At 62.7% G+C, this 21,072-nt stretch carries 17 protein-coding genes; 4 read left to right on the forward strand and 13 right to left on the reverse strand.

The window, feature by feature from the left end; translation table 11 throughout:
• The first annotated feature begins 50 nt into the window (after window positions 1–50).
• The 3 genes from groL (at window position 51) to AC1Q67_RS07970 (ending at window position 4,610) form a co-directional block, all read left to right on the forward strand.
• A complete protein-coding gene (groL, locus tag AC1Q67_RS07960) occupies window positions 51–1,700 on the forward strand; it encodes a chaperonin GroEL (protein WP_024574218.1) in 1,650 nt (549 codons plus the stop codon).
• Window positions 1,701–1,836: 136 nt separating this feature from the next.
• A complete protein-coding gene (locus AC1Q67_RS07965) occupies window positions 1,837–3,030 on the forward strand; it encodes a hypothetical protein (protein WP_492234543.1) in 1,194 nt (397 codons plus the stop codon).
• Window positions 3,031–3,065: 35 nt separating this feature from the next.
• Entirely contained in the window at window positions 3,066–4,610 is a 1,545-nt protein-coding gene (locus AC1Q67_RS07970) for a phytoene desaturase family protein (RefSeq protein ID WP_492234542.1), read from the forward strand.
• A gap of 7 nt (window positions 4,611–4,617) precedes the next feature.
• Here AC1Q67_RS07970 and AC1Q67_RS07975 read toward each other — a convergent pair whose 3' ends face one another.
• Complete coding sequence (locus AC1Q67_RS07975; protein WP_024574215.1) at window positions 4,618–5,013, reverse strand: META domain-containing protein; 396 nt, start codon at window positions 5,011–5,013, stop codon at window positions 4,618–4,620.
• Between the two features lie 166 nt (window positions 5,014–5,179).
• Window positions 5,180–6,844 carry an L-lactate permease gene (locus AC1Q67_RS07980; RefSeq protein WP_492234541.1) on the reverse strand — a complete coding sequence of 555 codons (1,665 nt, stop codon included), beginning with the start codon at window positions 6,842–6,844 and terminating at the stop codon, window positions 5,180–5,182.
• A 301-nt stretch (window positions 6,845–7,145) separates the two neighbouring features.
• Here AC1Q67_RS07980 and AC1Q67_RS07985 point away from each other — a divergent pair, with 301 nt between their 5' ends.
• Window positions 7,146–8,888: an ABC transporter ATP-binding protein/permease gene (locus AC1Q67_RS07985; protein WP_492234540.1), complete on the forward strand. Its 1,743-nt coding sequence runs from the start codon at window positions 7,146–7,148 to the stop codon at window positions 8,886–8,888.
• Here the strand turns inward: AC1Q67_RS07985 and AC1Q67_RS07990 are convergent.
• From AC1Q67_RS07990 to ftsH, 11 genes are all read right to left on the reverse strand, one after another.
• The gene (locus tag AC1Q67_RS07990) at window positions 8,885–9,397 is read right to left on the reverse strand and encodes an HPP family protein (protein WP_492234539.1); all 513 of its coding nucleotides are present in this window, start codon (window positions 9,395–9,397) and stop codon (window positions 8,885–8,887) included. The two genes, AC1Q67_RS07985 and AC1Q67_RS07990, sit on opposite strands and share 4 nt — an antisense overlap.
• Window positions 9,398–9,494: 97 nt before the next feature.
• A complete protein-coding gene (locus tag AC1Q67_RS07995; RefSeq protein ID WP_492234538.1) occupies window positions 9,495–10,511 on the reverse strand; it encodes a TorF family putative porin in 1,017 nt (338 codons plus the stop codon).
• A 398-nt stretch (window positions 10,512–10,909) separates the two neighbouring features.
• On the reverse strand, window positions 10,910–11,317 hold the full coding sequence (locus AC1Q67_RS08000) for a histone (protein WP_492234537.1): 408 nt from the start codon (window positions 11,315–11,317) through the stop codon (window positions 10,910–10,912).
• Window positions 11,318–11,358: 41 nt separating this feature from the next.
• Window positions 11,359–12,726 carry a glycolate oxidase subunit GlcF gene (gene glcF, locus AC1Q67_RS08005; RefSeq protein ID WP_492234536.1) on the reverse strand — a complete coding sequence of 456 codons (1,368 nt, stop codon included), beginning with the start codon at window positions 12,724–12,726 and terminating at the stop codon, window positions 11,359–11,361.
• A gap of 16 nt (window positions 12,727–12,742) precedes the next feature.
• Window positions 12,743–13,975: an FAD-binding protein gene (locus AC1Q67_RS08010; protein WP_492234535.1), complete on the reverse strand. Its 1,233-nt coding sequence runs from the start codon at window positions 13,973–13,975 to the stop codon at window positions 12,743–12,745.
• A gap of 69 nt (window positions 13,976–14,044) precedes the next feature.
• Entirely contained in the window at window positions 14,045–15,538 is a 1,494-nt protein-coding gene (locus AC1Q67_RS08015; protein WP_024574207.1) for an FAD-linked oxidase C-terminal domain-containing protein, read from the reverse strand.
• Between the two features lie 172 nt (window positions 15,539–15,710).
• Window positions 15,711–16,403 carry a TetR/AcrR family transcriptional regulator gene (locus AC1Q67_RS08020; RefSeq protein ID WP_492234534.1) on the reverse strand — a complete coding sequence of 231 codons (693 nt, stop codon included), beginning with the start codon at window positions 16,401–16,403 and terminating at the stop codon, window positions 15,711–15,713.
• Between the two features lie 156 nt (window positions 16,404–16,559).
• A complete protein-coding gene (locus AC1Q67_RS08025) occupies window positions 16,560–16,877 on the reverse strand; it encodes an AzlD family protein (RefSeq protein ID WP_492234533.1) in 318 nt (105 codons plus the stop codon).
• Entirely contained in the window at window positions 16,874–17,638 is a 765-nt protein-coding gene (locus tag AC1Q67_RS08030; protein ID WP_492234532.1) for an AzlC family ABC transporter permease, read from the reverse strand. The genes AC1Q67_RS08025 and AC1Q67_RS08030 overlap by 4 nt, the downstream gene beginning before the upstream one ends.
• 112 nt (window positions 17,639–17,750) lie before the next feature.
• Window positions 17,751–18,962, reverse strand: coding sequence for a glycosyltransferase family 87 protein (locus AC1Q67_RS08035; RefSeq protein WP_492234531.1), 1,212 nt, complete (start codon window positions 18,960–18,962; stop codon window positions 17,751–17,753).
• Between the two features lie 164 nt (window positions 18,963–19,126).
• On the reverse strand, window positions 19,127–21,043 hold the full coding sequence (gene ftsH / locus AC1Q67_RS08040) for an ATP-dependent zinc metalloprotease FtsH (RefSeq protein ID WP_024574202.1): 1,917 nt from the start codon (window positions 21,041–21,043) through the stop codon (window positions 19,127–19,129).
• Window positions 21,044–21,072: the final 29 nt, after the last annotated feature.

A 21,072-nucleotide genomic window follows, 5' to 3' on the forward strand; every position in this document is an offset into this window, starting at 1 on the left:
AGGCTCACGCCTCGGGATGACGGAAACACACATCATCAGGAGTAAACCCCATGGCTGCCAAGGACGTAAAATTTTCCGGAGACGCGCGTGACCGCATGCTGCGCGGCGTCGACACCCTCGCCAACGCCGTCAAGGTGACGTTGGGCCCCAAGGGCAGAAACGTCGTCATCGACAAGAGCTTCGGCGCACCGCGCATCACCAAGGACGGCGTCACCGTCGCCAAGGAAATCGAGCTTGAGGACAAGTTCGAGAACATGGGCGCGCAGATGCTGCGCGAAGTCGCCAGCAAGACCAACGACACCGCGGGCGACGGCACCACCACCGCCACCGTGCTGGCCCAGGCGATCGTGCGTGAAGGCGCCAAGTCGGTTGCCGCCGGCATGAACCCGATGGATCTCAAGCGCGGTATCGACATCGCCGTGACCGCCGTGGTCAAGGACATCGAGAAGCGCGCCAAGCCGGTCGCGTCCTCCGCAGAAGTCGCTCAGGTCGGCACAATTTCGGCCAACGGCGATTCGAACATCGGCTCGATGATCGCCAAGGCGATGCAGAAGGTCGGCAACGAAGGCGTCATCACGGTTGAAGAAGCCAAGTCGCTCGACACCGAAGTGGACATCGTCGAGGGCATGAAGTTCGACCGCGGCTATCTCTCGCCGTACTTCGTGACCAACCCCGAGAAGATGACGGCCGAACTCGAGGATGCCTACATCCTCCTGCACGAGAAGAAGCTGTCCGGCCTTCAGGCGATGCTTCCCGTGCTCGAAGCCGTGGTGCAGACCGGCAAGCCGCTGCTGATCGTCGCCGAAGACATCGAAGGCGAGGCGCTCGCGACTCTCGTCGTGAACCGCCTGCGCGGCGGCCTCAAGGTTGCAGCCGTCAAGGCTCCGGGCTTCGGCGATCGCCGCAAGGCCATGCTGGAAGACATCGCGATCCTGACCGGCGGTCAGCTGATCTCCGATGACCTCGGCATGAAGCTGGAAAGTGTCACCCTGAAGATGCTCGGCCGCGCCAAGAAGGTCGTGATCGACAAGGAAAACACCACCATCGTCAACGGCGCCGGCAAGAAGCCCGACATCGAGGCGCGCGTGAACCAGATCAAGGCGCAGATCGAGGAAACCACCTCGGACTACGACCGCGAGAAGCTTCAGGAGCGTCTGGCCAAGCTCGCAGGCGGCGTCGCGATCATTCGCGTCGGCGGCGCAACCGAGATCGAAGTGAAGGAAAAGAAGGACCGTGTCGAGGACGCGCTCAACGCAACCCGCGCGGCCGTTCAGGAAGGTATCGTTCCTGGCGGCGGCACCGCGCTGCTGCGCGCCAAGAAGGCCGTCGGCCGGATCAACAATGACAACTCCGACGTGCAGGCCGGCATCAACATCGTGCTGAAGGCGCTGGAAGCTCCGATCCGCCAGATCGCCGAGAACGCCGGCGTTGAAGGTTCCATCGTTGTCGGCAAGATCCTCGACAACAAGACCGAGACCTTCGGCTTCGACGCACAGAACGAAGAGTATGTCGATCTCGTCGCCAAGGGCATCATCGATCCGGCCAAGGTGGTTCGCACCGCCCTGCAGGACGCAGCCTCTGTCGCCGGTCTTCTCGTGACCACGGAAGCGATGGTTGCCGATATTCCGAAGGAAGCAGCACCGGCCATGCCGGGCGGCGGAATGGGTGGCATGGGCGGAATGGGCGGTATGGGCTTCTAAGCCACCCGTTCATCTCAACGACATCAAAGGTCGCCTGCGGGCGGCCTTTTTTATTGTCTCATATTCAAGAATCACCGCGACAATCCGGCCCGCTTTTGAGATTGTCCGGTTCCAATTCGACTCAGGATGAGACCTCATGCGCGCATTGATGATTGGCTGCACTCTCGCACTGGCAGGAGCGTTGCCGGTTCAGGCCCAGACCGCCAAGGATGCGAAGGCGGCACCGGCCGCGAGTGAGGTCCGCTACTTCAATTCGCTCGGCGATCTTCTCGGCGACCTGCCGGTCGACGCCTTCATCAAGGAGACGCGCCAGGGCGGGAAGCTGGTCTCGTCCACACTCGACGTCTGCTATTCCGTATCCACCGCCTCGGACCGGAAGGACCGCTTTGTCATCGACCTGAAGGTGGAAGGCGAAAAACTTTCCGGCAGCGGACAGAGCATCGAGAACAAGACACCTGTCACTGTCAGCCTGATCCGCAAGGGCAGCAAATCCGTCTCGTTCGACGGGAAGATCACGGTCGGCAATCATCTCACCTCGGTCTCGTCACCGGACAACGCCGATGTCGATGAGAAGGAATTTCAGCAGTCGCAGGTGGTCGACGACGACCTCAGCGAGGCGCCGAAGGACTTCACGCAGGTGTCGCCGCAATCGGTCGCCGTGCGCGTGAAGCGTGAAAATTTCGTGCCGCTCGTCAAAAGCCTCAAGGGCCAGAACGTCCAGATCGCTCTCGACAGCATCGCAACCGATTGCAACGCGCTGCGCTCCGGCCATCAGGTGCTGCGCCTCTTCATCGATCCCGCCCGCGCGCCGGCCCTGATTGAAAACCTGAAGGCCGCTCCCGGCGTGGTCGCGGCGGGTTGGACCTCCGGCACTTACGACATGGAGCGCGCGGTACGTTTTGCCGCCGGCGACTGGAGCGAGGGCGGCAAACTGAACCGTGACAAATTCACGGCCGCCATCACCAATATCGCCGCGAAAGTGATGGCCGCGAAACCGGCGACGTCCACATGGAACGAGGCCACCGGCGAACTCACCTTCACACTCAAGCGTCCGAGCCAGCTCGCACCTGCGCTCGACCTGACCGAGACGCTGGAAATCACCGCGCTGGTCAGCCCCGACAGGCCAGGCGGCTCGGATCGGCTGATCGTCTGGCTCGGCATTCCCTCAAGCAAGACCACCGACGAAACCGCTGCACCCCAGTTGCAGTTCTCCGAGGATTCCGGCGGCGAGGAAGAAAGTACGTTCAACGACGACGACGGAATGATCAAGGCGATCACCGCCGAACTGAAAGGCCAGCGCTGGGACACCGACAAGGCATCATGGAAATAGCCCGCCGTCCCGCCCGTTACAGGATCCGCTAGCGCATGGCGCGCTACGACGCGGTGATCATTGGCGCGGGCCTTGGCGGCCTCACCAGCGGCGCGATTCTCGCGCGCGAAGGCCGCAAGGTGCTGGTGATCGAGCGCAGCAATTCGGTCGGCGGTGCGGCGTCGAGTTACAAGGTCGGCGACCTGTTCGTCGAAGGCTCATTGCATGAGACCAGCGATCCGCATGATCCGCGCGACCCCAAGCACGGTCCACTGACGCGCGCCGGCGTGCTCGATGCCGTAAAATGGATTCCATCAGGCACCTTCTATGAAGTGCGCGGCGGACCGGTCGGCGCGCCGCTCACCCTGCCCGACAATTTCGATGCCGCCCGACACGCCCTGATCGAGCGGTTTCCGGAGGCCCGCGAGGGCATCGTTCGCCTGCTCGGGGAGATGGAACAGATCGCATCCGCAACGGGGGTGCTGTCGCGCGGAGCGCAGGTTTTTAAGACACCATTGCAAGCCGTCGTTGCACTCCGGGACCTGCTGCCCTCGATCCGGGACTGGAATCTGTCGCTGTCGCAGAAGCTCGACCACGTCTTCGGCAACAATGAAGCGGTCAAGGCCGCGCTGGCTGCGAACCTCTCCTATTACAATGACAATCCGGCGGCGACCTGGTGGATGTTCTTTGCGGCCGCCCAGGGCAGCTACCTGCTCAGCGGCGGGCGCTATGTGCAGGGCGGATCGCAGCGCCTCTCCAGTGCACTGGCGCGGGCCATCAAGGCAGCAGGCAGTGATGTGATCCTGCGGCGGACCGCCAGCAGCATCGGCATCGATGCACATGGGTACATCACAAGCGTCACCCATACGGCCAGGGACGGCAGCGATCCGCAGACCGCGGAGACCGCGCGCGTCATCGGCAACGCCGCACCCGAAACCCTGGCTGCGCTGTTGCCTGAGCCCAGCAGCGCGAAACTCATCGCGGCTTACGGCCATCGCCAGCGGTCGATCTCGCTGTTCATGCTGACACTCGGCCTGTCGCAGCCGCCGCGCGAGGTCGGTGTCAGCAGCTATTCGACCCAGTTGCTGCCCGGCTGGATGACCAGCCTGAACGATTATGCGCAGGCGACCGCCCTGATGGCTGACGAGCCTCTTGAGCGGATGCCGCCGCTCGCCATCGTCGATTATGCCGCAATCGAATCGGGCGTACCGGCGCCGCCGTATGTTTTGTCCGTCGTCGGGCCTGACCAGTTGTCGAACTGGACCGATGGCGATCCCGACAGCTACCGCGCCAAACGCGCACGCTGGCAGGATGCGATCGTAGCCTACCTTGAGGCACACTATCCGGGACTGACGCAAGCGATCACCGCATCGACCTTCAACACCGCGCTGTCGGTGCGCCAGTATCTCGGCGCGCCGCAGGGCGCGGTGTATGGATTCGCACCGACACCGCCGCGCTCGCTGTTCCGCGCATTGAGACAGACACCCGCGACACCGGTGCCGGGACTGTACCTGGCCTCGGCCTATGCTGGATTTGGCGGCTATACCGGCGTGATCCAGTCTGCCGGCGCCTGCGCCGACATGATCCTGCGTGAGCGCTAGAGCGCGCTCAGTTCGTGCTGATGCGAAACCGCAGCGTCGTCGCGCCGATGAACGAAACGAAATCGCCCTGCCGTTTCCAGGTGGCGGCAGCGCCGAGCGCATTGATCAGGGCGTCATCAAGCTGCGCACGCTCCGGCGTGCAGCCGCGATCTTCCATCGCGCCGGGCACGAAGATCACGGTGTCATTGGCAACCGAGAACTGACCCTTGCCGGATTTGCACCACAGATCGAGCTGCGCCTCGCCGTTGTCGCCGATCTCAAGCGTCGGGATTCTCTTCGATCCCGGCTGCGGGCGCGCTTCGAGGGTCATTTCCGCTCCGAACGGAAACTCGCTGGCATGAGCCTGACCGATGACGCCGATGGCAAAAGCAAGACCGGCGAGAGCGTGTCGCAGAACCGTCATGATGACCTCACGAGTTTCAAACCGCGCGCGGTTCTAGACGTTCAGGACTGTTTTTTCCAGTGCGCGCGCTGTTCAAATTGACGCGCATGACGCGGGCGGAAAAGCCAAAGAAAATCCCCGCGGCTTGCGCCGCGGGGATGCTTTCGCGCGTTACAGCAACGATGGGTTACTTCAATACCATCGCCGTGAACGGATAGACGTAGGCCTGCAGCATCACGAGGCCGCCGACGAGACATGCCAGCACGATCGAGTGCCAGAACACATACCGCAGGATAGAGCCTTCGTGGCCGTACCAGTTGGTTGCCGTGGACGCCACCACGATGGACTGGGCGTCGATCATCTTGCCCATCACGCCACCGGATGAGTTCGCAGCCGCCATCAGGATCGGCGACAGCCCGAGCTGTTCCGATGTGATCTTCTGCAGGTTGCCGAACAACACGTTCGAAGCCGTGTCGGAGCCGGTCAGCGCCACACCCAACCAGCCGAGCAAGGTGCCGAAGAACGGATACAGCACGCCGGTCGCTGCAAACGCCAGACCGAGTGTTGCATCGACGCCCGACAGGCGCGTCAATGTACCAATCGCCAGCATCGCCGAGATCGTGATCAGCGAAATCGCGCAGACCTTGATCGTGCGGCCGTATTCTCCGATCAGCCTGGCGGGCGAGAAGCCCATCAGGATGCCCGAGATGATCGCGGCGATCAGCATGCCCGTTCCGGTGAACGACAGATAGGTGAACGAGAACACGGCGCCTTCCGGCGTCGGCTTCGCAGCCACCGGCGGCACCTTGTTGATCATGTTGTGCAGATCGGGAACAGGATAGTTCCAGGTGAAGATCGAGTTCGCCCAGGTCTTGAACGAGCCCGTACCCCAGATCAGCATCACGATGCAGACGATGATCCACGGCAGCAGCGCGCTCCAGAGCTGGGACTGCGTCAGCGGCGTGGTGTCCAGCGGTTTGGCCGGCACCATCGTCGCAGCTGATTCATCATTGCTGCGCAGTGCCGGCGACGTCCAGAGTTCCTTCGGCTGCCAGACCTTGAGGAACAGGATCAGCGCACCCATCGAGATCAAGGACGCGCCGATATCGACGATCCATGGATTGATGAAGTTCGAGATCACGAACTGCGGGACCGCGAACGAGACGGCGGTGACCAAAATGGCCGGCCACACCTGCATCATGCCGCGCCATCCGGCGAAGGCCCAGATCACCCAGAACGGCACCAGCAGCGAGAAGAACGGCAATTGCCGTCCGACCATTGCGCCGAGAACGTATGGGTCGAAGCCCGTTACCGATGCGAGGCCTTGGATCGGGGTGCCGAGCGCGCCGTAAGCAACCGGCGCGGTGTTGGCAATCAGCGACAGGCCCGACGCGGCCAGCGGCGAAAAGCCAAGCCCGATCAGGACCGCACCGGTGATCGCCACCGGTGTACCGAAGCCGGATGCGCCTTCAAAGAAGGCGCCGAACGAGAAGGCGATGAGAAGCAGTTGCAGGCGCCGGTCGGTGGTGACACCGCCGATCGCACGCTGCAGCAGTTCGAAACGGCCGGTCTCGACCGTGATGCGGTAAAGGAAGATGACATTGAGCACGATCCAGCCGATCGGGAAGAACCCGACGACGACACCGAGCAAGGACGCGCGGATCGACATGCCGGCCGGCATGGTGAAGATGGCAATGGCGATGACGTTGGCGACGATCAGCGCAATGATCGCAGCGATGTGGGCCTTGACCTTGCCACTCGCGATCAGCACCAGAAGCGTGACGACGGGGATGGCGGCCGCGATCGTCGACAGCGCGGTATTCCCCAGCGGATTATAGATTTGATTCCACATTGCAGTTTCCTCCCCACGTCATTGTTGGCGACGCCTGACCAGAGCGTGGTTGGTCAACGCGTCTGCAAGCCGGAGAGCACAACCGTGTGATGAAAACCGTAAGCGCGGGCGGAGGCCCCAAAACGCTCACAATGCCAAATGAAACGGGCTCCCCAGCCCTTTCGCCGTCGGCGGCATGCTAGAGTGAATGCCGCACAATGGACAAGATGTCGCAGGCAGGACCTTTTGCGACTTTCGTCTAGTATTTGAGTATTTCTAATATCTTTCAGGGCCTTACGGCCCTCCCAAGGAGAAAAGATCTGTGAATGGGATCGGCTCGACCCTCAAAACGGTGTGGCGGATTGCTGCACCTTATTTCCGCTCCGAAGACAAATGGGCCGGTATCATCCTGCTGACCGCAGTGATCGTGATCGAACTCGCGACCGTCGGCATCAACGTCCTGCTGAATTCATGGAACAACCGGTTTTACAACGCGCTGCAGGAGCGCAACTGGGACAGCTTCGTCTACGAGATCATCTACTTCACGGTCATCGTCACGATCTTCATCATTATCGCGGTCTATCAGCTCTACCTGAACCAGTGGCTGCAGATCCGCTGGCGCAAATGGATGACCGAGCGCTATCTCGGCGAATGGCTCAGCAACGCCAACCATTACCGGATGCAGCTCCAGGGCGACGCCGCCGACAACCCCGACCAGCGCCTCACCGATGACGTCAAGCTGTTCGTCGACCGGACGCTGAACATCGGCATCGGCCTGTTGAACTCGATCGTCACGCTGGCGTCGTTCGTGGTGATCCTCTGGACCTTGTCGAGCGCGGCGCCGTTGCACCTGTTCGGCAGGGACATCGACATTCCGGGCTACATGGTCTGGGGCGCGCTGATCTACGCCGCGCTGGGAACCTGGCTGACCCACCTGATCGGCTGGCCGCTGGTCGGACTGGATTTCAGGCAGCAGAAATACGAGGCGGATTTCCGCTTCAACTTGGTGCGCGTCCGCGAAAATTCCGAACAGATCGCATTGCTCGACGGCGATGCCGCCGAACGCCAACGCCTGCTGACGCGGTTCGGCGCGGTGGTCGAGAACTGGCTCGGGATCATGAGCCGCACCAAGAAGGTGACAGCCTTCACCGCGAGCTACGCGCAGGCCTCGGTGATCTTCCCGTACATCCTGGTCGCGCCGGCTTACTTCGCCAACAAGATGCAACTCGGCGGCATGATGCAGACCGCATCCGCCTTCGGCAGCGTGCAGGGCGCGTTGTCGTTCTTCATCTCGACCTATCGCTCACTGGCAGAGTGGCAGGCTGTGGTCGCCCGCCTGAACGGCTTCGAGGCCGGGATTGACGCGGCGAAGGCGCTCGCGGTGAGCCCGGACTCGATTCAGCCGGTTGCCGCGGAGGGCAATGTCGTCGCGCTCAACGACTTGCTGCTCACTTTGCCGAACGGCAGACCGCTGGTTCAGGCCTCCGGCTTCAGGCTGAAAAGCGGTGAGCGCACGCTGGTCACCGGTCCCTCCGGTTCTGGAAAATCGACAATGTTCCGCGCCATCGCGGGAATCTGGCCGTTCGGCAGGGGCACGATCTCGGTCCCCAAAGGCGCGTCGTTGATGATGCTGCCGCAACGGCCTTACTTCCCGGTCGGCTCGCTGGCGTCGGCGATCACCTATCCCTCGAAGGATGGCACCTACAGCGCGGCGCAGCTCGGCGATGTACTGAAACTCATCGGCCTCCCCGCGCTGGCGGAGCGGCTCGACGAGGAGGGACACTGGAACAGGACGCTGTCGCTCGGCGAACAGCAGCGGCTCGGCATCGCGCGTGCGCTCCTGCACGCGCCGCAGTATCTGTTTCTCGATGAAGCCACCGCGTCGCTGGACGAACCGTCCGAAGAGATGCTCTATCGCTTGATCGTAGCGAAGCTCCCGCAGACCACGATTGTCTCGATCGGGCACCGCAAGACGCTCGAGGCATTCCATCAGCGCGAGGTGTCGCTGGTGCGCTCCGGCGAGCAGTTCACGCTCGGTGAAGGCAAAGGGGTCGCGACAATCTAAAGCCAGCGCTCCGGCCAATCCTGACGCCGGACGCCGCGATGCCAGACGAATGCGAACGCCGCGAGCAGCAATGCTCCGGCGAGAACCGGGGCAACGATGAATGTCCACGGCAGATTGAGCGACACCACAAGCAGCGGATTGATCCCGGCCGGCGGATGAAACGTGCCGGTGAGGAACATCGCAAGGACCGCGAGGCCGACCGCAAGCGCCGCGGCCCATGGCTGCGGGCCCACCGCATGCACCACCATCAGCCCGATTAGTGTCGCCACCAGATGGCCACCGATCAGCGCGCGCGGCTGCGCCGGCGTGGCCTCGGGTGAGCCGATCACCAGAACGATCGATGTCGCGAACGGGATCACGGCCAGTGGATAGGTCAATGCAACCGACAGGAACTCCATCGCGCCAATGGCCAGCGCTGCGCCGAGGCCTGCAATGACCCCTGCCGCCAGCCTGCGCTGTCCCGCTTCATTAAGAAATCCGGACGATCTGTCTCGCCAACTCCTGCTCACGACCCACCTGCTCATCACCGAACAAAAGGGAAAGGGCGGCAGATTTCTCTGCCGCCCTCACATCCTTCAGACGAAGGAGATTACTTCAGAGCGCCAATTACTTCAGTGCACCAAGGGTCACGTCAGCCGAGAGCTTGGCGATGAACTGATCGCCACACCACTTGGAGCCGAAACCACCCGGGTTGATCGCGCTGAACGAACCGGTCTGCTGGGCGGTGTAGTCGCTGGTGAAAGCGTTACAACCAGCCTTTGACAGGTCGGTGCCCGAGTAGCGGAGATCGAGGGTGAACACCTTGTAGGTGAAGCCAACACCGACGTTCCAGGTGTTGTAATCATCGTACTTGATGCCGTTCGGGAACGGACCGGCGAAGCCGGCGGCAACCACGTTGGTGCCGTAGAACGAGTCAGAGGTGCCGAGCCACTGGCGGCCGAATTCACCCGACACATAGGCGCCGACGCCGCTCGAGCCGAACAGGTTGCTCGGTGCGGTGAGCTTGGCGGTGATCGAGGCGTAGGTGCCGTCAGCGCCGGTGTTCAGGAAGTTCGGCGAGTAGAAGACGTTGCCGCCCATCGCGAAGTAGTCGTTAAAGGTGTAGTTCACCTTGCCGTACACTTCGTAGAAGCTGACGTCCTTCTTCATGCCGTTGAAGCTCGGCAGAACGAAGCTGGAGCCGGCGGGGCAAACAGCCGCACCACCCGGACCACCGAAGCTCTCGGTGCACTGCCCGCCTGGATACAGGTAGCCCCAGACACCGAAGTCAAACGCGAAGGCGCCGAAGGTCGGGCGGATACCGGCGTAGACGTCGATTTCAGCAGCCGCACGGTTGGTGAAGGAGATGCTTTCACCGGCGACACCGGCGTAAAGCTGCAGGTTCGGATTGATGTTGTAACGGGGTTCGAAGTAAGCGGAGACCGACGCGTTCTTGTTGGACTGCGTCACACCGCGGAACACGTAGTTGCTCATGACCGCTGCGCCGAACGCGACATCCCAAGGCGAAACCACAACCGGTGCCGGAGCCTTGGTGTAGACCTTACCTAGATCGGCGGCGGAAGCCGAACCCAGACCCATCGCAGCGATCGTAACTGCTGCGACCGACAAACTTACTTTCTTCATGACGATCCCCATCATCGTTTACAATTCAGTCCGATTGCCGAAGGTCCGAGAGACAAGCGTTAATCGACTGCGCGAATTCGTTTCGTGGCATCAATGTGATGGGCAATGCCATTTGCGTGAAGCAAAAAACCCAAGCAACTGCCGCCTTTTTGGGCGTTTTGAGGCTTCGGGGTGATGTTCTGCCGCAGTGTTGCATTCCGACAACAAATTTCAGCCCTAATTTGCCCATCCGGCCGGAATATCCCGGCATTTCCGCCCGGTTTCCCCTCGATATCCCCATAGGGCCTTCTGGATCCGGGTCCGATTCGCGCCCCTGAGCGCACGAAAAAAAAGCCGCAGCGAAACCGCTGCGGCTTTTCCGAAAGGCACCAGCAAACCCGCCGAAGCAGGCCCTGATCTCAGTTGTTGCTGTCGTCGCCGCCGGAGCCGAAGCCCGATGACCAGCTGGGGGTCGAAGCCGGAGCCGGGCTGGACCAGCTCGATTCGGACGCCGGTGCCGGCTCGGCGGCCGGAGCAGCAGCGGGCTTCGGAGCGCGCTTCTTCGCGGCCTTTTTCGGAGCGGCCTTCTTCGGCGCAGCGGCCTTTTTGGCGGAGGATTTTTTCGCCGACTTTTTGGCGGATTTCTTCGCGGATTTTTTGGCCGCCTTCTTGGCGGACTTCTTCACGGCTTTCTTCGCCGACTTCCTGGCGGATTTCTTCGCGGCCTTCTTTGCCGATTTCTTTGCAGCCTTCTTGGCGGTCTTCTTGGCCGCCATCAGCTTTTTAGCTTTCTTGCCCTTGGATTTCTTCTTCTTGCCTTTAGCCATTGTGGTCCTCCTGTTTCCGCCGGCCGCATCTCAGCCGGCGTTCAGGCACTCCCAACGCGGGGGCCCTTCATTGATCTCGTCAATAAATCCGGTCGAGGACCGCCGGTCGCCCAGTCGAGCAGCTCAATCGTATGCACCACAGGGACTGACGTTCCATCGGTACTTTCCACAGAGCCGATCTGCACCATGCAGCCGATGTTGCCGGCAGAGACAACGTCCGGCTTCGTCGATGCGATGTTCGCGATCTTTCGTTCGCGTAGTCGCTTCGCAATGTCGGGCTGGAGGATGTTGTACGTTCCTGCCGAACCGCAACACAGATGACTCTCCGGCACATCTTTCACCACGAATCCGCTCTTGGAAAGCAATTCTTTCGGAAGCTGCGTGATTTTCTGTCCGTGCTGCAACGAACATGCGGAGTGATACGCGACAACGAGATCGTTTTTGCTCTGCGGCCACGCGATGTCGATGCCAGCGAGGTACTCGGTGACGTCCTTCGCAAGGGCCGAGATACGTGCGGCTTTTGCTGCAAACATGCGGTCTTCTCGCAACATGTAGCCATAGTCCTTGATGGTCGTCCCGCATCCCGACGTGGTCACGAGGATGGCGTCGAGACCGTTTCTGTCGATCTCGTTTGTCCACACCTCGATGTTCGCCCGCGCGCGTTTCAGCGCATCATCATCGTGCCCCATGTGATGGGTCAGAGAGCCGCAGCACTGCTCGTCGGCCACCAGCACCACCTCGATGCCCTGACGGGTCAGCATCCGGATCGCGGCCTGATTGATGCCGGGCGACAGAACCTGCTGGGCGCATCCCTGCAGAAGCGCCACGCGGCCGCGCCTCTGGCCCTCTGCGGGAAAGATCTTGCCGCCGGATGGCCCGGGCGCAGGCAGATGCTTCGGTGCAAGTGCGAGCATCGCGCGGAGCCGGTCAAAGAATGTCGGCGTAACCCCATGCTTGGCAGCAGAAGGAAGCAAGGCTGCGAACGGACGGGCGAGACGGGCCCCCATCATGCTGACCCGGAACAGGCCCGGACGCGGCAGGACATAAGCGAGGACGCCGCGCAGAAAGCGTTCCGGCAACGGCCGCGCATACTCTTCCTCGATCTTGACCCGCGCCTGGTCGACGAGGTGCATGTAGTTCACCCCCGAGGGGCAGGTGGTCATGCAGGCAAGGCAGGAGAGGCAGCGATCGATGTGCTTGACCACCTCCTGCGTCGGCTTGCGGTCGTTCTCCAGCATATCCTTGATCAGGTAGATGCGGCCGCGCGGGCTGTCGAGCTCGTCGCCCAGCAGGACGTAGGTCGGGCAGGTCGCGGTGCAGAAGCCGCAATGGACGCAGGCGCGCAGGATCTTGTCGGCTTCCCGGATGTCGGGATCGGCGAGCTGGGCGAGGGAAAATTCGGTCTTCATGGGTTGCCGTTCCGGATCATGTGCGCACCATCCGGCCGCGATTGAGAATGTTTCTGGGGTCGAAGCTCGCCTTGACGCGCTGGCCGAGCGCAGCGACGCCGGCGTCCTGCGGATGGAAGACATCGACCGTATTGCGGACCTGGTCGGCCGCGCGAACGAGCGTGGCGTGGCCGCCGACCGGCTTCAGCCGCTGCCGAAGCAGCGCCGCATGGGCATCGGCCGCAGGCGGCAGCGCCGCCCAGATCAGTCCTCCGCCCCAGTCGTAGATCACGTCGCCGCCGGTGTCGCGCGCCAGCGCCTGACCGAATGCACCGCCGGAAGCCGGCGGACAGACGATACGCCACACCGGCCACGCACCCAGAGATCCCGACGCCGCGAATGGTGTGACGTCGCGAAGTGACGCCCAGACCGCAGCGGAGGCATCGTCCTCGATCATCTCCGCCGCACCGAACGACGCAAGCGCCTTGTTCACCGAGCCAGCACGATGAGGGACCGAAGCGCCGATGCCTTCGAGACGGATCAGGGTCACCGCCTGCTGCGATGATCCCAGACCGGCGAGCCCGCCTCCGGTGTCGCGGAAGACGGATAACGGAAGATGCGCCACACCCGACACGTCGTAGGGCGATCCGAGGGCCGTGGTCATGGCCCGGTTCGCGGCCACGTCGTCAAGACCGCGAAGCACCAGCGTGCGCTCGGTTTCGGCCTTCGGCATCACCTTGAGCGTCACCTCGGTCATCACCGACAACGTGCCCCATGAGCCCGCCAGCAGCTTGCAGAGGTCATAGCCGGTGACGTTCTTCACCACCTTGCCGCCGGTCTTGAACGAGTCCCCGAAGCCCGAAACCGCGTTGGCACCGAGCAGGTGGTCCCGCACGCCCCCGGCCTTGATGCGGCGGGGTCCCGCGAGCCCGGCGCCGATCATGCCGCCGACCGTTCCGGCCCCGCGCGGCGTTCCCAGCAGCACCGAGGTGTCCATCGGATCGAACGCGAATTGCTGGTTCTTGGAATCGATCAGGGACAGCAGATCGGCCATCGGCGCACCGGCCTGCACGGTGACGATCAGCTCATTCGGCTCATAGGACGTCACCGCATTCAGCGCGGATAGATCCAGCACCGCATTGGTGGCCATCGGCAGCCCAATGGCACGCTTGCTGCCGTGCCCGACGATCTCAAGCGGCTGCTCGGCGGCGAGCGCGCTGCGCACGGCCTCCTCCACATCACCGGCATCGCGTACCTTCAACGTATCCACGCCTTATCCTGTCTCGTTTGCATGCGAAGCTGACCCGGCAAGCGGTTCTCTGGATCCCGGATCATCAGCTTAAAATCGCGGAATGTCGGGAAAGGCGAGCTTGCCGCCATGGACGTGGACACGTCCGAGTTCGGCGCAGCGGTGCAGGGTCGGAAACACCTTGCCGGGATTGAGCAGCCCCTGGGTGTCGAACGCGCATTTCAGCCGCTGCTGCTGGGCCAGATCGATATCGCTGAACATCTCCGGCATCAGGTCACGCTTCTCGACACCGACGCCATGCTCGCCGGTCAGCACGCCGCCGAGCTTGACGCAGAGCCGCAGGATGTCGGCGCCGAAGGCTTCCGCCTTGTCCATCTCCTCGGCGATGTTGGCATCGTAGAGAATGAGCGGATGCAGATTGCCATCGCCGGCATGGAAGACGTTGGCGACGCGCAGGCCGTACTTTTCCGACAGGTCGCGAATGCCGGCCAGCGCTTCCGGCAGCTTGCCGCGCGGAATGGTGCCATCCATGCAGAGGTAATCGGGCGACATGCGGCCAACCGCCGGGAACGCGGCTTTGCGTCCGGCCCAGAACAACAGCCGCTCCTGCTCGGAATTCGAAATCTGCAGTGTCGTCTGACCGCATGCGCGCGCGATCTTCTCCACGCGCTCGATCAATTCATCCACTTCAACCGCCGGACCATCCAGTTCGATGATCAGCAGCGCCTCGACATCGAGCGGATAGCCCGCATGGACGAAGGCTTCAGCCGCATGGATGGCATTCCGGTCCATCATCTCCATGCCGCCCGGAATGATCCCCGCGCCGATGATGTTGGCGACGCATTGTCCGGCCGCTTCGATCTCCGCAAAGCCGACCATCAGCGCACGCGCGGTCTCCGGCTTTTGCAGAATGCGAACCGTCACTTCGGTGACGACACCGAGCAGACCTTCGGAGCCGGTGATGATTCCCATCACGTCATAGCCGTCGGTCTCCGGCGCCTTGCCGCCGATCCGCAGGATTTCGCCGGTGATGAGGACGAACTCGCAGCCCAGCACATTGTTGGTAGTCAGTCCGTATTTGAGGCTGTGAACGCCGCCGGAATTCTCCGCGATGTTGCCGCCGATCGAGCAGGCGATCTGCGACGACGGGTCGGGCGCATAGTAAAATCCCTCGTGCGCGACCGCCTGGCTGATGGCGAGATTGGTCACGCCCGGCTCGACCACCGCCACGCGGTTCTCGAAATCGATCTCGCGCACCCGCTTGAACTTGCCGAGCCCGAGCAGCACGCCATCCGCCAGCGGCAGCGAACCGCCGGACAGCGAGGTCCCGGAGCCGCGCGGCACCACCTTGATGCCGTTGTCGTGGCAGTATTTCAGGACCTGCGAGACCTGCTCGGTGGTGTCGGGCAGCACCACCACCATCGGCGGCTGGCGATAGGCCGTCAGCGCATCGGACTCATAAGGCTGCATTTCCCGGGCGCTCGAAATCACGCCTTCACCCGGCACGATTTTTTGCAGGGCCGCGACGATCTCGTCACGGCGGGCGAGTACCGCCTGATCGGCTTCAGGCATCATGATGGACATACGCGCACTCCAAAAAACGGCGCGTCGTATCACGCCTTGCTGTTCTGATATATCAGCATGTCTTGCACCATTTGAACAGTTCCAAACCGGAATAGCGAATCTGAGTTCGCCGCATTTCACATGCTTGGAGACATTCGGGTTCGAGAGAACGTGAGGCTGGATCGGGCGGCGTCTATCCGACCAGAGCACCCAGCTCCCGCCGCGCCGGCATCACCGGCATCACCGCCTGCACCACAAGACCGCGGGCGCGGGCATCGAGCACGCCGACGGCCCGCAGCGCGAACAGCGTGATCGCCTGCACCGAGTCGCGCAGCTTCACCGGGTCGTCGATATCGTCAGGCGCCAGCGGACCCACCAGCGATTCATGGAGCGCCCCAATCAGGGCGGTGGCAGCCAGCGAGATGTCCTGCGCCGGAAGGTGCCCTGCCCGCACCGCCGCCTCAATCCGGGTTTCGACCTCAGCGGCGATCTCCCGGCGGCTGGCAACGCGTGATTCGGTGACATCGACATCCACCGGCTCGGCCAGAATGCCCCAGGCCAGCTTGCGATTCGACACGACATGCACAGCAATGGTGGTGACCGCTGCGGCAAGCGCCGACGAAGGCCCCGGCGCAGCATCGGCGGCGCGCCGGATCGCGGTGAGTTCCGCCCGCGAAACATCGGCGATCAACTCGGAGATCAGATCGGCTTTGGAGGGGAAATAGCGATAGACCGTGCCTGCGGCGACATTCGCGCGGGTGGCCACCGGCGCGATCTGAACCGCCGCCATTCCGCCTTCAGCAGCTGCGTCGCGGGCTGCTGCAAGGATCGCATTGCGGCGTGCCGCAAGGCGTTTCACGACCTGATGAGTTCGCCTGTAAACCATTGATGGCGTTCGTCTCCCAAAAAGAAGTGAACACCAGTTCAAAAGCGGAGACAAGCGTTTCAGTGCACACGGATTCAAATTCGCAGTGCAGCAAAAAAGATACTCCTTTTCCGGATTCGATTCCTTGCCGGAACCGGCCCGTTCTTCCCGGAATCCTCAGCCGCTGAAGCCGAGCGCGCGCGCCAGTGCCGCCACCGCCATTCCGGTGATCACGGCGACGAATTCGTTGCGCCGGATAATCGTGATGGCGATCGCCGCACCGATGGCGAACAGTACGACCGCGCCGCCATTCACCGCGACTGGCAGCGACGCGGCGACGATGATCGAACCAGGCAATGCATCGAGCATCCGGCGCACACGCGGGGTGATGGTGACATAGCCCATCAGCCAGTAGCCGCCGAGACGCGAAGCGACCGTCACCGCCGTCATCACCGCGAATGCGATCATCACATCGGAGCGCATGAGTTCGCTCATGCGGCGCCTCCATGCGCCTTCACATCATCGGTCGAAGGATCGTCCATCAGCCCGGCGCTGATCGCGCCGGAGACCGCGCCGGCAATGATGAACCACCAGCCCGGCATGAGCCAATGCACCGTCAGCGCGACGATACCTGACACCGCCCACGGGATCGCCCGGCGCGGGCCTTTCCAGGCCGGCACCAGCATCGCCGCGTAGAACGCCGGCACCACCAGATCGACGCCGTATTTCTTCGGATCGCTGAGCTGCCCGGCAAGCAGATACCCCGGCAGCGACGACGCGAACCACAGGACGTACAGCACGATGCCCCCGCCGACGAAGAACGACGCATCCGCGCCGCCATGGTTGCGGTAGCGCGTGGCGGCGAGCCAGCCGCCGTCGGTCACCAGCAGCATCGAGGGATACGATTGCCACCACGGCAGCGTGCCGAACCATGGGCGCAGGCTGGCGCTCATCAGCGAGAAACGGATGTTCACGGTCGCCGTCAGCAGCGCCAGCGTCGCGATGGACGACGCCGTCAGCATGTCGGGCCAGGATGAGACCGCGACGAACTGCGACAGCCCGCCGTAAACGAAAGCCATCATCACCTGCACTTCGGTGAGGGTGAAATTCTTCTGCGCGCAGAGCGCGCCGAACGCCATGCCGAAGGCAAGCGTGCCCGGCAGCATCGGCGCAATGGCGACGATGCCCGGCATGATGGCGTTACGCGACCAGTAGGCAGGCGCGTGGAAGTGATCTGGAGGGACTGGGGCCGTCATCGATTCATCCGCAGGAAGATTTTATGCGTGCGGTGAATGCGGCGGAGGGTCAAGCATTTCGGCTGCGACCTGCGGCGAATAAATGTGACGGAAATGCATGCGCGCTATGCGTTTAAGGCCGTAAGACCGGGTCCCGATCGTCGCCCCACTGCAAGTACGCGCGGCGCGCAATCAGCGCCGCAACGATCAGTGCCGCGGCAAGTCCGGTCGGCATGACGACATACGGGAAGACCATCAGCAACACGGTTACAACGCCGAGCGCCGGCAGTTCGTAATCGAGAAACCCGTCCGTAATGCCCATGCGCAGAATCAGCGCCACGGGGATAGCAAGCACCATCATGTCGTACAAATAGAGATATGGCGTTGCCAGCAACGCTCCGGTAGCCAGCGCCGCGGCCTTGATCTCGTAGCTGACGCGACTGCGCCAGAGAATGACGACCGCGAGCGCCACCATCCCGCTCACGCCCCACTGAAGACTGCGGGCGAGCGTATCGCCACCACCAAGAAACCGCACCAGTGACAGGGTGCTTTGCATCTTGCCGAAGGTGGCGGCGCCATCGGACAGGAAGGCTGCCGACGCGCGCGGCAGCCAGTGAAAGAACTCGATCCAAGTTACATTGCCGAACGCCCACCAGGACAATGCCGCGACCGATGCGCCGGTCAGCGCAGCCGACGCGAATGTCTTCCATTGCCCGGCAGCGATCAGCACGAGGGGAAAGATCAGGCCATACTGTGGTTTGTAGGTAAGCAGCCCAAGGCATACGCCGGCGAGCCAGGGCCGCTTGGGCATCAGGTAAAGCGTTCCGCCGATCAACGCCGCCGTGAGGCATCCGTTCTGTCCCATCAGGGCGTTGAACATCACCACGGGAAACGCGCAGGCCAGCAGCCATCCGATGCGATGGTTCGTCAGCGCGCGGATGGTGACAATATAGAACGAGAAGGTGATCGCCGCCCATCCGGCGAACGCGACCGAGTAGGGAAACTTTGCAAGCGATGCCGCAACGAAAAGAAACGGTGGAGGATAATGCCAGCCGAAAAAGTCGGCGAACGTCCGGCCGAGCACCGTCTCCTGAACCAGCTTGTGCGCATCCCAGTCATAGGCCGTAGCCGGGTAGCCATCGAGGACGAGCCGTCCAGCGGCATAGACGTTGGTGAAGTCAGTCGGAATTCCAAGACCCTGAAGATCGAGAATCCATTGACCGGTGATCGCCGATCCGACCAGCGACAATACATTCATGATACACAGCGCGACGCACACCAGCACCACGATTCGGGGAACCGCGGCGTGTTCGGCATCGCCGGATATCGGCGCCGACCTGGTCATCGCGGTCTGCATCAGGCCTGCAACATGGTCGGATTTGCTTCCGGGTGCGGCATCCACGTCGGAAAGTGCCCGGTTTGACTTGATGAACCCTTAAACCCGCGCCGGAAACGGCCAGAATAAAGGCCGCCCCAAGGGCGGCCTTTATGGCAATACCTAAAGGCGCATCACGCCTGCGGCTGCGGCTCGAGACCGGCATCCGGACGCGGACGCGGCTTGCCCGCGGGCGGCACCGCCGAGGTGCGCGGGCCGGTTGGCTCCAGCACCGATTCGCGGTTCGGCTTCTTGCCGGCCAACAGATCGGTGATTTCGTCGCCCGACAGCGTTTCGAATTCGAGCAGGCCCTTCGCCAGGGTTTCGAGGTCGGCGCGCTTCTCGGTGAGAATGCGCGTCGCTTCCTTGTAGCCCTCTTCGACGAAGCGGCGGATTTCCTTGTCAATCTTCTGCACGGTTGCCTCGGAGGCATTCTGCGTGCGTGACACCGACATGCCGAGGAACACCTCGTCCTGGTTCTCGCCGTAGGACACCGTGCCGAGTTCTTCCGACAGACCCCAGCGCGTGACCATCATGCGGGCAAGCCGCGTGGCCTGCTCGATGTCGGACGATGCGCCGGAGGTCACCTTCTCCTTGCCGAAGATCAGTTCTTCCGCCACGCGTCCACCCATCATGATGGCAAGACGCGAGGTCATCTGCTCGAGCGACATCGACAGCTTGTCGCGCTCAGGCAGTTGCATGACCATGCCCAGCGCACGGCCGCGTGGAATGATGGTCGCCTTGTGGATCGGATCGGTCGCAACGACGTTGAGGCCGACGATGGCGTGGCCGCCCTCGTGATAGGCCGTCAGCAACTTCTCTTCCTCGGTCATGACCAGCGACTTGCGCTCGGCACCCATCATCACCTTGTCTTTGGCCTCCTCGAACTCGGCCTGCGTCACCATGCGCTTGTTACGGCGTGCGGCGGTCAGTGCGGCCTCGTTGACGAGGTTCATCAGATCGGCGCCGGAGAAACCGGGTGTGCCGCGTGCGATGGTCTTGAGGTTGATGTCCGGCGCCAGCGGCACCTTGCGGACATGGACCTTGAGAATCTGCTCGCGGCCGACAACGTCCGGATTCGGCACCACGACCTGACGGTCGAAACGGCCGGGACGCAGCAGCGCGGGATCGAGCACGTCGGGACGGTTGGTCGCGGCAATGAGGATCACGCCCTCGTTCGCCTCGAAGCCATCCATCTCGACCAGCAACTGGTTCAGGGTCTGCTCGCGCTCGTCATTGCCGCCGCCAAGGCCGGCGCCGCGATGACGGCCGACCGCGTCGATTTCGTCGATGAAGATGATGCACGGCGCGTTCTTCTTCGCCTGCTCGAACATGTCGCGCACGCGGCTTGCGCCGACGCCGACGAACATTTCGACGAAGTCAGAACCCGAGATCGTGAAGAACGGCACATTGGCTTCGCCGGCGACCGCACGCGCGATCAGCGTTTTGCCGGTGCCCGGAGGGCCGACCAGCAGCACGCCGCGCGGAATGCGTCCGCCGAGGCGCTGGAACTTGCCCGGGTCGCGCAGAAACTCGACGATCTCCTGCAGATCCTGCTTGGCTTCATCGACACCCGCGACGTCCTCGAACGTCACGCGGCCATGGGCCTCCGTGAGCATCTTTGCGCGTGACTTGCCAAAGCCCATCGCCTTGCCCGCGCCGCCCTGCATCTGGCGCGACAGGAAGATCCAAACGCCGATCAGCGCGATGAACGGCAGCCACGACACCAGCAGCGAGACGAACCACGGCACGTTGTCGCCCGGCGGCTTGGCGGTGATCGACACCTTGCCGTCATACAGGCGCTTGATCAGCGTCGGGTCGTTCGGCGCATAGGTGTGGAAGGTCGAACCATTGGTGAAGGTGCCGTTGATGTCCGGCCCCTGGATGACCACGTCGCGAACGCGGTTCTGGTCAACCTCGGTCAGAAGCTGGGAGAACGAAATATCCTGCGAGGCAGCCCGCTGCCCCGGATTCTGGAACAACGTGAATAATGCCAACAGCAGCAAGACGATAATGACCCAGAGGGCGAAATTGCGCAGATTGGCGTTCATTGGGCTTCCTTCGTGGCCGCATGGATCGC

The sequence above is a fragment of the Afipia sp. GW823-FHT06G09 genome (assembly GCF_058794875.1).